Source organism: Streptomyces sp. NPDC018964, assembly GCF_044390325.1.
Taxonomy (GTDB): domain Bacteria; phylum Actinomycetota; class Actinomycetes; order Streptomycetales; family Streptomycetaceae; genus Streptomyces.
Window position 1 is genome coordinate 23,756 of sequence record NZ_JBIRYZ010000017.1, and the last position, 13,457, is coordinate 37,212.

General features: G+C 73.3%; 13 protein-coding genes. 10 read left to right on the forward strand and 3 right to left on the reverse strand.

What is annotated here, in order from left to right; all coding sequences use genetic code 11:
• Positions 1 to 26 precede the first annotated feature (26 nt).
• Both ACH5AO_RS25480 and ACH5AO_RS25485 read right to left on the reverse strand, forming a co-directional pair.
• On the reverse strand, positions 27 to 500 hold the full coding sequence (locus ACH5AO_RS25480; RefSeq protein WP_398928384.1) for an indole-3-glycerol phosphate synthase: 474 nt from the start codon (positions 498 to 500) through the stop codon (positions 27 to 29).
• Positions 501 to 708: 208 nt separating this feature from the next.
• Positions 709 to 1,503 carry a pyrimidine reductase family protein gene (locus ACH5AO_RS25485; RefSeq protein WP_398928386.1) on the reverse strand — a complete coding sequence of 265 codons (795 nt, stop codon included), beginning with the start codon at positions 1,501 to 1,503 and terminating at the stop codon, positions 709 to 711.
• 37 nt (positions 1,504 to 1,540) lie between these two features.
• On the opposite strand from ACH5AO_RS25485, the gene zapE reads away from it, so the two are divergent.
• The 10 genes from zapE (at position 1,541) to ACH5AO_RS25535 (ending at position 11,550) form a co-directional block, all read left to right on the forward strand.
• Entirely contained in the window at positions 1,541 to 2,650 is a 1,110-nt protein-coding gene (gene zapE, locus ACH5AO_RS25490; protein ID WP_398928388.1) for a cell division protein ZapE, read from the forward strand.
• A 403-nt stretch (positions 2,651 to 3,053) separates the two neighbouring features.
• On the forward strand, positions 3,054 to 3,635 hold the full coding sequence (locus ACH5AO_RS25495; RefSeq protein ID WP_398928390.1) for a carbonic anhydrase: 582 nt from the start codon (positions 3,054 to 3,056) through the stop codon (positions 3,633 to 3,635).
• 8 nt (positions 3,636 to 3,643) lie between these two features.
• Positions 3,644 to 5,086, forward strand: coding sequence for a SulP family inorganic anion transporter (locus tag ACH5AO_RS25500; RefSeq protein ID WP_398928392.1), 1,443 nt, complete (start codon positions 3,644 to 3,646; stop codon positions 5,084 to 5,086).
• A 210-nt stretch (positions 5,087 to 5,296) separates the two neighbouring features.
• Positions 5,297 to 6,136, forward strand: a complete 840-nt coding sequence (locus ACH5AO_RS25505) for a slipin family protein (protein ID WP_398928394.1) — start codon at positions 5,297 to 5,299, stop codon at positions 6,134 to 6,136.
• 89 nt (positions 6,137 to 6,225) lie between these two features.
• Entirely contained in the window at positions 6,226 to 7,632 is a 1,407-nt protein-coding gene (locus tag ACH5AO_RS25510; RefSeq protein WP_398928396.1) for a PhoX family protein, read from the forward strand.
• A 167-nt stretch (positions 7,633 to 7,799) separates the two neighbouring features.
• A complete protein-coding gene (locus tag ACH5AO_RS25515; RefSeq protein ID WP_398928399.1) occupies positions 7,800 to 9,323 on the forward strand; it encodes an FAD-dependent oxidoreductase in 1,524 nt (507 codons plus the stop codon).
• 101 nt (positions 9,324 to 9,424) lie between these two features.
• Positions 9,425 to 10,267, forward strand: coding sequence for a polysaccharide deacetylase family protein (locus ACH5AO_RS25520; protein WP_398928402.1), 843 nt, complete (start codon positions 9,425 to 9,427; stop codon positions 10,265 to 10,267).
• 19 nt (positions 10,268 to 10,286) lie between these two features.
• Positions 10,287 to 10,472, forward strand: coding sequence for a hypothetical protein (locus ACH5AO_RS25525; RefSeq protein WP_398928404.1), 186 nt, complete (start codon positions 10,287 to 10,289; stop codon positions 10,470 to 10,472).
• A gap of 33 nt (positions 10,473 to 10,505) precedes the next feature.
• Positions 10,506 to 11,222, forward strand: a complete 717-nt coding sequence (locus tag ACH5AO_RS25530; RefSeq protein WP_398928406.1) for a peptidyl-tRNA hydrolase — start codon at positions 10,506 to 10,508, stop codon at positions 11,220 to 11,222.
• 16 nt (positions 11,223 to 11,238) lie between these two features.
• Entirely contained in the window at positions 11,239 to 11,550 is a 312-nt protein-coding gene (locus ACH5AO_RS25535) for a hypothetical protein (RefSeq protein ID WP_398928408.1), read from the forward strand.
• A gap of 49 nt (positions 11,551 to 11,599) precedes the next feature.
• Here ACH5AO_RS25535 and ACH5AO_RS25540 read toward each other — a convergent pair whose 3' ends face one another.
• Positions 11,600 to 13,450, reverse strand: a complete 1,851-nt coding sequence (locus tag ACH5AO_RS25540) for a glycoside hydrolase family 76 protein (RefSeq protein WP_398928411.1) — start codon at positions 13,448 to 13,450, stop codon at positions 11,600 to 11,602.
• Positions 13,451 to 13,457: the final 7 nt, after the last annotated feature.

The window sequence follows — 13,457 nt, forward strand, 5'->3', positions numbered from 1 at the left end:
GGGAGCCGGGAGAGCGCCGCCCCAGCCTATGCCTTGCTGTGGGAGAAGAGTTTCAGCACCGGCACCCCGACCTTGTGCCGGGCCCGGGAGGCCCAGTCCCGGTGGAAGAACTCCTCCACGTAGTGCGGGTCGGTCAGGACGATCACCTCGTCCGCCCCGACCTCCTCCACCATGGCCTTCAGCGCGTCCAGGGGGTGGTCCTCGATGAGGCGGCCGTCCGCCGTGTCACCGGTGGCGCGCAGGGCCTGCAGGGAGACCGCCAGGGCGCGTTCCCCCGTGCTCCTGGCCTCTTCGCCCTCGGGGGTCCCGCCCTCGCGGACGGCCTCGTCGAGCTCGCCGAGCGCGACGTCGTCGATCGCTCTCAGCAGCCGGTCGGCCTGTTCGCCGCGCGGCTGGAGCAGCACGTGGAAGGAGACCGGCTCGTCGCCGTGCAAGGTGGTGACGAACTCCACGTCGGCGGACGTCAGGGCCTTCTCGATCATCAGTACGCTGGTGAACACCAGGCGTCCCTTCTCCTCGGAGGACCCTAGGGCCCCTCTCTGCTCCGTGAGCCCGGCCAGGCCCTGCGGAAACCCTTCTGCCCCGTGTGCGCACGGGTACTGCCGGATTCAGTGTCGCCCCTTCCCGCACCGGCCGGACGCATGTGTTCCGCCGATCACCGGACAAGCGGCCACCATCGGGCGCTCCCGCGGACGCGGACGCGGACGTTCAGGACCGCTGGTAGCGCGTGAACAGGAAACCGTCCTCCTCCAGCATCGACTTCAGCGTGAAGCGCCGCGGAAGTGTTACGGACGGTCCGCCGGCGATGCGCTGTGCGTCACCGGCGGTGAGCATCGGCGAGACGGTCAGACAGAGCTCGTCCAGCACCCCGGCCGCCACCAACTGGCCCAGCAGCCTCGGTCCGCCCTCGGTCAGCAGCCGGGTGTGTCCGAGGTCCGCGAGGGCCCGCACCGCCCGCGCGGGGTCCACCGTTCCCCCCTCCCCGGCGGTGATCACCCGGGCGCCCGCCCTCTCGGCGGCGGCCACGCGGTCGGGAGCGGCCCCGGCGCCGGTCAGCAGCAGCGTGGGCACCAGGGGGGAGGTGAACAGCGGCAGCGAGAAGTCCAGGTCCAGGCTCGCCGTCACCACCGCGATCACAGGCGCGGGCCCCTGTCCGGCGGCCTCCCGCGCGGCCGCGAACTCCGCGCGTGCGCGTGCCGGACGGTAGCCCTCCTGCCGTACCGTCTGCGCGCCGACGACCACGGCGTCGGCGAGCGCCCGCAGCGTGCCGAAGATCCGCATGTCGGCCGGGCAGGAGATGGGCTGGGAGCGGCCGTCGTGCTGGGCGGCCCCGTCGAGGGTGGAGACCATGTTGGCCCGCAGCCACGGCTCCCGCCCGCCGGCCGCCGGTTCGGGGTAGGCGTACGCGGCGGCCAGCTCGGCGAGGCTCCACTCACGGCCGTCCTCCCCGCCGGGAGCTGCCGTTTCGTCGGTCACGTCGGTCACGGGGAACAGGCGTCGCATGTCAGGCAGTGTTCCACGCCCCGTAGCATGGGGGACCGTGTCGTCCTCCTCCCCCGCCTCCCGTCCCGGTCCGGCAGCCGACGTGGCCCCGCTGTCCCTGTGCGCCCGTGAGCCGCACGTGCCCGCGGACCGGCTCGTCGCCGAGATGGTGCCGCCGCCGCGGTTCGACTCGGTCCGCTTCTCCAGCTACATACCGGACCCGGACCAGCCGAGCCAGACCGAGGCCGTGCGCGTCCTCGAGGGCTTCGCGACCGGTCTCGACGGGGCGGCGGCCGGCGACTCGGGCCGGCGCAGGCTGTTCGGCTTCGGCAGGGCTCCGAAGAAGGCCCCGGCCGGGCCGCGCGGCGTCTACCTCGACGGCGGCTACGGCGTCGGCAAGACCCACCTGCTGGCCTCCCTGTGGCACGCCACCCCCGCCGAGCCGGCGCTCAAGGCGTTCGGCACCTTCGTGGAGCTGACCAACCTGGTCGGCGCCCTCGGCTTCCAGCAGACCGTGAAGACCCTCTCCGGGCACCGCCTGCTGTGCATCGACGAGTTCGAGCTGGACGACCCGGGCGACACCGTGCTCGTCTCCACCCTGCTGGGCAAGCTGGTCGAGGCCGGTGTCGCGCTCGCCGCCACCTCGAACACGCTGCCGGGCAAGCTCGGTGAGGGCCGGTTCGCCGCCGCCGACTTCCTGCGCGAGATCCAGGGCCTGTCGGCCCACTTCCGCGCCCTGCGCATCGACGGCGAGGACTACCGCCACCGGGGTCTGCCCGAGGCGCCGGAGCCGTACTCCGACGAGCGGGTGACGCGGACGGCGCACGCCACCGAGGGCGCCTCGCTCGACGCCTTCCCCGACCTGCTGGAGCATCTCGCACGGGTCCACCCCAGCCGCTACGGCGCCCTGACCGACGGGCTCCGCGCGGTGTGCCTCACCGGTGTGCGTCCGGTGCCGGACCAGTCGACCGCGCTCCGGCTCGTCGTCCTCGCGGACCGGCTCTACGACCGTGAGGTGCCCGTCCTCGCCTCGGGACTGCCGTTCGACCGGCTGTTCAGCGAGGAGATGCTGAAGGGCGGCTACCGCAAGAAGTACTTCCGGGCGATCTCGCGGCTCACCGCGCTGGCGCGCGACGCGGGACGGCTCGCCGAGGCCGGGACCCGCTGAACCGCTGAACCGCACGTCGGACACCTGATCGAAGCGCTGCCGATCAGGGGCGCATTCACGCCAATTCACCCTTTCTTTTCAGGCTCTCCTCGCCACGAAACATTGAATTAACCCTGCAAAGGACTTTGCAGGGTTAACGTGTGTCTTGACCAACCGTTGACCAAGTCTTGGTGTGCGAAAGAGGTGCGAACCACCTTGCGAAACACACATGTTCCGAGGTCCGGCGATCGCGGCCCCACCCCGGCCCCTCGCCGTCGCTTTACCCCCGCTTCACTTCTTCGCGTTTCCCTCACCCTTCACGCCCGCGTACACATTCCGTGAGGCGAGGGCCACGGGTCAGCGGGGTCCGACCTTTGTCATGCCCGTCCGACGCGCCCCCACGCGCGCCAGGAGGAATCATCAGATGCAGCCCCTCATCGACAACGCCCGCACGTTCGGACAGCGCCCTGAGGAGTTCGCCCGCCTCGCCGAGGGTCAATCCCCCGACGTCCTGTTCATCACCTGCTCCGACTCCAGGGTCGTACCGGCCCTGATCACGGGCGCCCGGCCCGGCGAGCTCTTCGAGCTGCGCACCGCGGGCAACATCGTCCCGCCGTACACCCCCGGGCGCCCCACCTCCGAGGCGGCCACCGTCGAGTACGCCGTGGGGGTCCTCGGCGTCACGGACATCGTGGTCTGCGGCCACTCCCACTGCGGGGCCATCGGCGCGCTGGTGCGCGGCGACGACCTGGACGCCGTGCCCGCCGTGCGCGACTGGCTGGCGCACGCCGCCGACGAGCCGGCGTCGGCCGACGCGGCGGACCCGGCCTGCGCTCAGGCGGTCCAGCACCACGTCCTGGCCCAGCTGCTGCGGCTGCGCTCGTACCCGTGCGTCGAACGGCGGCTGGCCTCGGGCCGGCTCCGGCTGCGCGGCTGGTACTACGAGGTGCACACCGGAGCCGTACGCGAACACCGCGCGGACACCGACTCCTTCGAGGCGCTGTGAGCACGGCCGTGTCCAGGTTCCCCCATCTGCGGCAGGACTTCGCCGCCTCGCTCGTCGTGTTCCTCGTCGCGCTCCCGCTGTGCGTGGGCGTCGCCGTCGCCTCCGGTGTCCCGGCCGAACTCGGCCTGGTCACCGGCATCGTGGGCGGACTGGTCACCGGTATGCTGCCGGGCAGCAGCCTGCAGGTGTCCGGTCCGGCCGCCGGACTGACCGTGCTGGTCTTCGAGGCCGTCGACACCTACGGGCTGCCCGCGCTCGGTGTGATCGTGCTGGCCGCCGGACTGCTCCAGCTCGCCATGGGCGCGCTGCGGCTCGGACGCTGGTTCCGCGCGATATCGATCTCGGTGGTCGAGGGCATGCTGGCCGGCATCGGTCTCGTGCTCATCGCGGGCCAGCTCTACGCGGCCGCCGGGCTGCCGGCTCCCGCCTCCGGCCTCGACAAGATCCTCGGCCTGCCCGGGGCCGCCGCGGACGCGCTCGGCAGCACCGAGGCGCTCGCCTCGCTCGCGGTCGGCGCGGGCACCGTCGCCGTGATGGTCTTGTGGCGCCGGATACCCGGCCCGGCCGGGGTCGTACCGGGCGCGCTGGCGGCGGTGCTGCTGGCGACGGCGGTCACCCTGGCGTTCGGCGTGCCCGTCGCGACGGTCGAGGTACAAGGCCTGCTCGACGCCGTCCAGCCGCCCGGCGCGGACGCCTTCGGCTCACTGGGCGTCGGCGTCCTCGGCACGATCGTCGCGTTCACCCTGATCGCCTCCGCCGAGAGCCTGTTCAGCGCCGCCGCGGTGGACCGGCTGCACGACGGTCCGCGCACCCGGTACGACAAGGAGCTGATGGCGCAGGGCGCGGGCAACACGGTCTGCGGGGTCCTCGGCGCGCTGCCGATGACCGCGGTCATCGTGCGCAGCTCGGCCAATGTCCAGGCAGGTGCCAGGACCAAGGCGTCCCGGGTGCTGCACGGCGTGTGGCTGCTGCTGTTCGCGGCGCTGCTGCCGTCCGCGCTGGCCCTGATCCCGCTGCCCGCGCTGGCCGGCATCCTGGTCCACGCCGGCTGGAAGCTGATCCCGTTCGGGGCCGTGGCCGCGCTCTGGTGGGGCCACCGGGGCGAGGCGCTGATCCTGGTGGTCACCGCCGTGTCGATCGTCACGGTGAACATGTTCGAGGGCGTGCTGATCGGTATGGCCCTGTCGGTCGTCAAGACGGCCTGGGAGGCCTCGCAGGCGAAGCTGGAGGTCGTGGACAAGGGCGCGGGCCCCATACAGGTGCACCTGTCGGGCAACGCGACCTTCCTGCGCCTCCCGAAGATACTGGACACCCTGGAGTCCCTCCCCCAGGACCGCCCCGTCGAACTGGACCTCACCGGCCTCCACCACCTGGACCACGCCTGTCACACGGCCCTGGAGAACTGGTCCGCCCGCCACAGCACACCGGCCACGACCTCCTCCTCCCCCTAGGGGCGCGGGGCCGCGCCGACGTGCGGCTCCGCCGCGTGGGCGCGACCGGAGGTCCGGGGCAGCGCCCCCGGAGGCGGGAAGGGAAGGGGCGGCGGGGGCGAAGAACCCGCCGCCCGGTCCCCGGCCCCCCGGCATGGCCCTGTACCGACCACCGGGCATATCGTTGCGAATACACCCGAAGCGCACGGGCCTCTGCACCGGGAGGTCACCATGGTCGAGGAACTGCTCACCGCGGCCGCCGGCACCGCCGCGGCCGCCACCGCCTACCTCCTCGCGGCGGCCCGGGTCGTCAAGCAGTACGAGCGCGGCGTCGTCCTCCGCCTCGGCCGCCTGCACGGCACCGCGCGTCCGCCCGGCTTCACCCTCGTCGTCCCCGGCGTGGACCGCATGCGCAAGGTCAACCTCCAGATCGTCACGATGCCGATCCCCGCCCAGGAGGGCATCACCCGCGACAACGTCACCGTCCGGGTCGACGCGGTCGTCTACTTCAAGGTCGTCGACGCTCCGGCGGCTGTCATCAACGTCGAGGACTACCGCTTCGCCGTCTCCCAGATGGCCCAGACCTCACTGCGGTCGATCATCGGCAAGAGCGACCTCGACGACCTGCTGTCCAACCGCGAGAAGCTGAACCAGGGCCTGGAGCTGATGATCGACAGCCCCGCGATCGGCTGGGGCGTGCAGATCGACCGGGTCGAGATCAAGGACGTCTCCCTGCCCGACACGATGAAGCGCTCCATGGCCCGCCAGGCCGAGGCCGACCGTGAACGCCGGGCCCGCGTCATCAACGCCGACGCCGAACTCCAGGCCTCCAAGAAGCTCGCCGAGGCGGCCCAGGAGATGTCGGAGACCCCCTCCGCCCTCCAGCTCCGCCTGCTGCAGACCATCGTCGCCGTCGCCGCCGAGAAGAACTCCACCCTCGTCCTGCCCTTCCCGGTCGAACTCCTCCGCTTCCTCGAACGCGCCCAGCAGTCCCAGCCCCAACCTCCACCCGAGCCGGACCACCCGGCGGCAGCCCGCCCGGAGCCCGACGGACGGCGCCCCGGGCCGTGACACGAGCCACGCGCGTGGTTCCCGTGACCCGCACCAGGTGATAGACACGGCGGGTCACAGTTCCTGTCCGCCAGCAGGAAGGTTTCCCCATGTCAGAAACCGGGTCCACCACCAGGTCCACGACCGGCTCCCCCGCGACACGACGTCAGATGCTCGCCCGTTCCGGCGCCCTCGGCATCGGCATCGCCTTCACCGGCGCCCTCTCCGAACTCTTCACCGGCACCGCCGCCGCCCAGAACCTCGGCCACAGCGGTTACGGCCCGCTGGTCCCCGACCCCGACGGGCTGCTCGACCTGCCGAAGGGCTTCCGCTACGAGGTCCTCTCCCGCGAGGGCGACCCGCTGCGCTCCGGCGAGGGCCCGGTCCCCTCCAACCACGACGGCATGGCCGCCTTCGCCGGCCGCCACGGCCGTACCCACCTGGTCCGCAACCACGAGAACCGCGCCGACGGCAGAGTCCCCGTCCCGGTGGTCGACGGCCTGACCTACGACCCGGAGGGCAAGGGCGGCTGTACGGCACTCACCCTGGACCACCACGGCCGGGTGCTGTCGGAACGGGTCGCGATCGCCGGTACGGCCGTGAACTGCGCCGGCGGCCCGACCCCTTGGAACACCTGGCTGACCTGCGAGGAGACCGAGGACAAGGCCGGCACCAACGGCTACACCAAGGATCACGGCTACATCTTCGAGGTCGACGGCGCCGACCCGCGCCGTACGGGCGCCGTACCGCTGACCGCGATGGGCCGCTTCCAGCACGAGGCGGTCGCCGTGGACCCGAGGCGGGGCGTGGTCTACGAGACCGAGGACGCCTTCGAGCGTCCCTTCGGCCTCTTCTACCGCTTCCTGCCCCAAAAGCCGCTGGGCGGCACCGGTTCGCTGCGCGCGGGCGGCCGGCTCCAGGCGATGCGGGTGCCCGGGGTGCCCGACCTGTCCTCGATCCAGGAGATCGGTGCCCGCTTCGACCACATCGAGTGGGTGGACGTACCGGACCCGCAGGCCGCCCGGACCCCCATCCGCCACCAGGACTTCGGCCCGCGGGGCATCACCCACGCGCAGAAGCTGGAGGGCTGCTACTGGGGCGGACGCTCGGTCTACTTCGTGTCGTCCTTCGCCCGCAGCGCCGAGGGGTCGGCGGCCGACCACTACGGCCAGATCTGGCGCTACGACCCGGACCGCCGCCGCCTCACCCTGGTGATCGTCTTCGGCCCGGACACCGACGTCCGGCTCCCCGGCGAGTCACCGGACAACATCTGCCTCGCGCCCAGCGGCGGCCTGATGGTGTGCGAGGACGGCGACGGCGCCCAGCACGTCTACGGCGTCACCCGGCACGGCGAGGTCTACGCGATGGCGCGTGGCCGGCAGAACCTTGGCACCCCCGAGGACCCGGAGTGGGGCGAGTTCGCCGGGGTCACCTTCTCGCCGGACGGCCGCACGATGTACGTCAACTGCTACACGCCCGGCACGACGTTCGCCGTGACGGGGCCCTGGCGCGGGTAGCCCCGTGACGACCAGGGCGGACGGCGGGACCGCCGTCCGCCCCGGTGCGAAGTTCAGCCCGCGACGAGCACGTCCGTCTGGCCGACGGCCCGGCTCATCCCCTCCACCGCGCCCATGAGGGCACAGCCGTGCCACTGAACCGGGCGCACGCGGGTACTCGGCCCCGCATGACGGAGAAGCAGCAGGCAGGCGGTTCGTACTGGCTCCGGACCGCACCGGGCGGGCGGCACCCCGCACCGGCCGGGGACCTCGATGTCGACGTGGCCGTGATCGGCGCGGGCATCGCCGGCCTGTGCACGGCACGGGAGCTGGCGCGGGCCGGGAAGAGCGTCGCGGTGCTGGAGGCCGGACGGATCGCGGCCGGCGTCACCGGGCACACCACGGCCAAGATCACCGCCCTGCACACGCTGGTCTACGACAAGCTGCGCCGCACCCGGGGCGCCGAGGGCGCGCGCCTCTACGCCCGTTCGCAGTCCGAGGCGATCGAGCACACCGCCCGGGTCGTGGAGGAGCTCGGCGTCGACTGCGAGTGGGAGCGCCGCAGTGCGTACACCTACGTCCGGGACGCGGACCGGGTGGAGGAGCTGCGCGCGGAGGCCGAGGCGGCGCGGGAGGCGGGACTGCCGGCCTCCTTCGTGACGGAGACCGGTCTGCCGTTCCCGGTGGCGGGCGCCGTCGAGGTGACGGACCAGGCGCAGTTCCACCCCCGCAAGTACCTGCTGGCCCTCGCGGACGACATCGTCGCGCACGGCGGACGCATCCACGAGGACACCACCGTCCTCGGCCTGGAGGAGGGCACGCCGTGCCGCCTGTCGACGGCGGCCGGGGCGACGGTGACGGCCCGGGACGTGGTCGTCGCCACCCACTACCCGGTCTTCGACCGGGCGCTGCTGTTCACCCGCCTCTCCCCGCGCCGCGAACTGGTCGTCGCGGGACCGGTCCCGGCCGGCCAGGACCCGGGCGGCATGTACATCACCCCCGAGGAGAACACCCGCTCGGTGCGGACGGCCCCCTACGGCGACGACGGCACCCGCCGCCTCCTGGTGATCACCGGGGAGCACTTCACGCCGGGTACGGGTGACACCCGCGCCCTCTTCGACCGCCTCTCCGCCTGGGCCCGCACGCACTTCCCCGACGTGGAGCTCACCCACTCCTGGGCCACCCAGGACAACGACCCCACCGACACCGTGCCGCTCGTCGGCCCGCTGCACCCGGGCACCCGGCACACCTACGTCGCCACCGGCTTCGGCGGCTGGGGCATGAGCGGCGGCATGATGGCGGGCCTGCTGCTCACCGCGCAGATCACCGGCCGGGAGTGCGCGTGGAGCGGGCTGTACGACCCGCGCCGGCTGGCCTCCGCGGTGCGGGAGGCGCCGTCCTTCCTCAAGCACCAGGCGCAGGTGGCCAAGCACTTCGTCGGCGACCGGCTGCGCCCGGCACCGCCGGCCGAGGCGCTGCCGCCGGGCGAGGGCGCCGTGGTCCGCGCGGAGGGCGGCCGAGTCGCGGTCTACCGCGACGACGACGGCACCCTGCACGCCGTCTCCGCCCGCTGCACCCACCTGGGCTGCCTGGTGGACTTCAACGCCGCCGAACGCGCCTGGGAGTGCCCCTGCCACGGCTCCCGCTTCGACGTCGACGGCAAGGTCGTCCAGGGCCCGGCGACGCGGCCGCTGGAGCGGCGCGACATCTGAGGCGGTGCGGCGGGGCGGGCGCCCGCCCACCCGAGTGATCCGGGTACCGGCCGAGACGCACACCACCATGAATATGACGAATATGACCATATCGTCATACGGTGATCACTCCCGTACGTCGAGCAGCCGCCGTATGCGTGCTGGCCACCGCCCTCGCCGCCTGCGCCGCCCCTCCCCCCGCCCGGCAGGCACCTCACCCGGCGCCCTCCGCGCCCTCCTCCCCCTCGGTCCCTCCCACCCTCGCCCCGGGCCCGTCCGGTCTGACCCCGGTCTTCCGCAACGGCCCGCGCACCGGCGACCGGACGGTCGCCCTCACCTTCGACGCCGACATGACCGCGGACCAGGGCCCGAGGGCGGCGGCGGGCGAGCGCTTCGACCACCCGCGGCTCATCACCACCCTGCGCGCGCTGCGGGTGCCGGCCACGGTGTTCATGACGGGCCGCTGGGCCGAGGAGTACCCGGACCAGGCCCGCTCCATCGGCCGGGACCCGCTCTTCGAGGTCGCCAACCACTCCTACAGCCACTACGCCTTCACCGGCGACTGCTACGGCCTGCCGGCCGTCTCCGCCGACCGGATGCGGGCGGACGTGGAACGGGCGTACGCGGCGTTCCGGAAGGTGGGCGTGCCCGATCCGAAGCCGTACTTCCGTTTCCCCGGCGGTTGTTACGACCGTACGGCGCTCAAGGCGCTGACCCCGGCCGGGGTGACGGCCGTGCAGTGGGACGTGGTCGGCGGCGACGCGTTCGCCACGGACGCGGAGGCGGTGGCCCGGCAGGTGCTGGAGGGCGTGCGCCCCGGCTCCGTGGTCGTCCTGCACTGCACCCGCAGCGCGGCCCCGACGACGGAACGGGCGGTACGGAGGATCGTCCCGGAGCTGCGTCGCCGGGGTTACCGCTTCGTGCAGGTCTCCGACCTGATCGCGGCGGCGAACGGCCGGGGCTGAGCCGTCCTACGCTGGGAGCATGAGCGACACCGACAAGGACTACTGCCTGATCGACGCCACCCGGCCGCCCAAGGCCGACGGCCCGCCGTACGCGGCGTGCGTGCTGTGCCGGGAGCCGACGGAGTACCCGGAGTCGTACAAGGGCGTCACGCTGTGCCCGGTCTGCGAGTGGCGGGAGGCCGAACGCACGGCCTGCTCGGGCTGACGGGACCGCCGCGCGGGTTGGCACACTGGCCCCGTGAGCGATAACCGAACCCCTGCCGCCGACAGCCCCTTCCGTCCCGACCCCGGTGCCCGCGACGAGGCGCCCCAGTTCGTCCTGCCCCTGGTGGTCCGCATCGAGCGGGCGGCGCCTCCGGCCCGTACGGACGCGCTGGAGACGGCGGCCCGCGCCGTCCTGGTGATGCTGGCCGACGAGCGCTCGGTCGGCGGGGGCGAGTGGGCGCGGGCGATGCGCGACTGGCAGGACGCCCGCATCCGCAAGGTGGTGCGCCGGGCGCGCGGCGCGGAGTGGCGCCGCGCGGAGGCACTGCCGGGCATCACGGTCACCGGCAAGTCGGCGGAGGTCCGCGTCTTCCCGCCCGTGCCGCTGGACGGCTGGCCCAAGGACCTGGCCCGCCTCCAGGTCTCCGGCACCGACCTCGACGACCCCGACCCCGTGCCGCCCGCGGAGCCGGGGGTCCCCACCCTCTGGCTCAACCCCGCCCTCGACATGTCCGCCGGCAAGGCGATGGCGCAGGCCGGCCACGGCGCCCAACTGGCCTGGTGGGGGCTCTCCGACGAGGCCCGCGCGACCTGGCACGCCACCGGCTTCCCCCTCACCGTCCGCACCGCCGCCCCGGCCGACTGGCCCGCCCTGACCGCCGGCGGCCTCCCCACGGTCCGCGACGCGGGCTTCACGGAGATCGCCCCGGGCTCCTGCACGGTGGTGGCGGACCACCCGGCCCTGCGATGACGGGGACGGAGGACACGTGACCGAGCCGATCACCGGTTGGATCATGGGCCGCAACCTGCGCGGCTTCCTCGAGCTGCTGTCCCGCTACGCCGGGTACGCCTTCGACGAGACCGACTGGGAAACCGTCGAGGCCGGTGTTCAGGACACCGACGACGAAGCTCCCGACGGCTGGTACTCGTATCCCCTAGCCGGCACGGAGGCGACCCTGTGGGTCTCCCTCGCCCGGGCCGTCGGCGGCCGGGAAGTGTCCGTGAGCGTCATGGGCGCCGACACACCGGAGCTTCGGCTCCGCGCCGACACGCTGCTGTCCGCCTATGCCCGCGATTGACCGCGCGCCCTCCCCCGGACCGGCGGTGCCGGCCCGGGGGCGCTGTGCTTCAGCCACCCGGGCGCGCCACCACCGCCGACAGGGCGCTCGCCTGGGTGCGCCAGTCCGCCGGGTTGGGGGTGGTGCCGGACCAGCGCTGGCCGAGGCGGTTGAGGGGGTCGCGGTCGGTGGTCCAGACGGAGTCGGCCTGGCGGGCGAGGTAGGCGCGGTAGGCCGTCGAGCCGGTGGCCTCGGCGAGGTCGGCGAAGTGGCGTATGAAGATGCCCTTGAACTGCTTCTGGTTGTCGTCGCAGGTGGCGGCGCCGACGTCGCAGGACTCGGTGAGGATGCCGTCGCGGGTCAGCCGGGGTGAGGTCATCGCCGCGTCCGCCAGCCGCCGGGCGGTGTCGAGGTAGCGGGTCTCGCCGGTGGAGCGCCACAGCTGGGTGAAGCCGCCGATGGCCAGGCCCTGGTTGTAACTCCACACCGTCTGGCCGTTGTTGGCGCAGTCGCGGGTCAGGCCGTCGTTGACCAGGCCCGAGGAGTCGATCAGCCCGCTGTCCAGGTACCAGTCCGCCGCCGTGGTGGCCCGCTCGCCCCACACCGTGTCACCGGCGAGGCGCTGGTGCAGCGCGGTGGTCAGCCACAGGTACAGGCCGCTGGTGACGGCGTTCTTGTAGGTGTGCTCCCGGTCCCACCACATGCCGCCGCCGCAGGTGGACGGGTCCCAGTGCCGGTGCAGGTGGTCCGCGATGGTGACCGCCTCGTCCAGGTAGCGCCGTTCACGCGTCCGGTCGTAGGCGGTCACCCAGGCGATGCCCCACCAGCCCGCGTCGTCGACGGCGCGGCTGATGAAGTGGCCCTCGACCGGGTCCGAACTGCGGACGCCCGCGGGGAAGACGCCCCTGTTCTGCTCGAAGGTGCGGGAGACGGCCCAGTCGTAGTCGTGCCGTCCGGTCCGCCGGGCGAAGTCCATCACCGTGGTGATCGCGACCGCCGAGTTCCACCAACTGCTGCGCCACCAGCCCTCGTCGGTCCGGTACGACGCCATCAGCGCGTCGGCCGCCGCACGCGCCCGGGTCGGCACCGGCCGGGCCCACGCCGTGCAGCTGCCCTCCTGGTGGGCCGCCTCCCGGCCGCACGCGCGGACCGCGCCGCCGAAGAGGAGACCGCGCGGGTCCCGGGTGGCGAACATGTCCGTCCGGGTGCCGCGCGCACCGGACGGGACGGCCGTACGGCCCAGGGAGGAGCCCTCGGGCCAGGTCGCCCCGCCGTCCCAGGAACGGTCGAGCCAGATCTCGTCGCCCGCGCCGCCGTTCTCGATGACGCCCCAGGCCATACCGTTCGCGTGGTCCATGTGGAGGCTGATGGTGCGCCCGAACAGGGTCGTCGCCGGTACCGGGCGGTCGTCGCCGGCCGCGCCCGCCGGGTCGGCGCCGTCGCACGAGGAGCCGTCGCAGACCTTCGGGTACACCCAGTCGGTGCAGGCGACCCCGGCCGCGTCACCGCAGGCGCGGATCCAGCCGCGCCGGTGCCCGACCGGGTCGGTGATGTTGTACATCAGCGTCCGCGTGCCGGTCCAGGAGCCGGGGACGGACGCCTTGCCCAGCAGGGGTTCCCAGGTGGCGCCGCGGTCCCAGGAGCGGTCCAGCCAGACGGCGTCACCGGTGACAGCGTTGTCGATGCTCGCCCAGGCCATGCTGTCGGGGTCGGAGACGTGCAGCCGCAGGGTCCGTCCGTTGATGGTCCGGGCCGGTACGGGGAAGGTGTCCCGCGCCGCCCTGGACGGGTCGAGGGTGTCGCAGGCCAGCGCGCACACCGGCGTCGCCGCCCGCGCGGGGGCGGGCAGGGCGACCAGCCCGGCCAGGGCGAGGCCGAGGGCCACGAGTGCGCCGAGGAAGCGGTGAGTGCGGTCGAACATCGTCTCG

What these genes read in the sequence shown, in the direction of transcription:
- ACH5AO_RS25485 (WP_398928386.1), bottom strand. Translation starts at nt 1,503, where the DNA reads ATGCGACGCCTGTTCCCCGTGACCGACGTGACCGACGAAACGGCAGCT.
- ACH5AO_RS25495 (WP_398928390.1), top strand. Translation starts at nt 3,054, where the DNA reads ATGCAGCCCCTCATCGACAACGCCCGCACGTTCGGACAGCGCCCTGAG.
- ACH5AO_RS25505 (WP_398928394.1), top strand. Translation starts at nt 5,297, where the DNA reads ATGGTCGAGGAACTGCTCACCGCGGCCGCCGGCACCGCCGCGGCCGCC.
- ACH5AO_RS25510 (WP_398928396.1), top strand. Translation starts at nt 6,226, where the DNA reads ATGTCAGAAACCGGGTCCACCACCAGGTCCACGACCGGCTCCCCCGCG.
- ACH5AO_RS25515 (WP_398928399.1), top strand. Translation starts at nt 7,800, where the DNA reads ATGACGGAGAAGCAGCAGGCAGGCGGTTCGTACTGGCTCCGGACCGCA.
- ACH5AO_RS25525 (WP_398928404.1), top strand. Translation starts at nt 10,287, where the DNA reads ATGAGCGACACCGACAAGGACTACTGCCTGATCGACGCCACCCGGCCG.
- ACH5AO_RS25540 (WP_398928411.1), bottom strand. Translation starts at nt 13,450, where the DNA reads ATGTTCGACCGCACTCACCGCTTCCTCGGCGCACTCGTGGCCCTCGGC.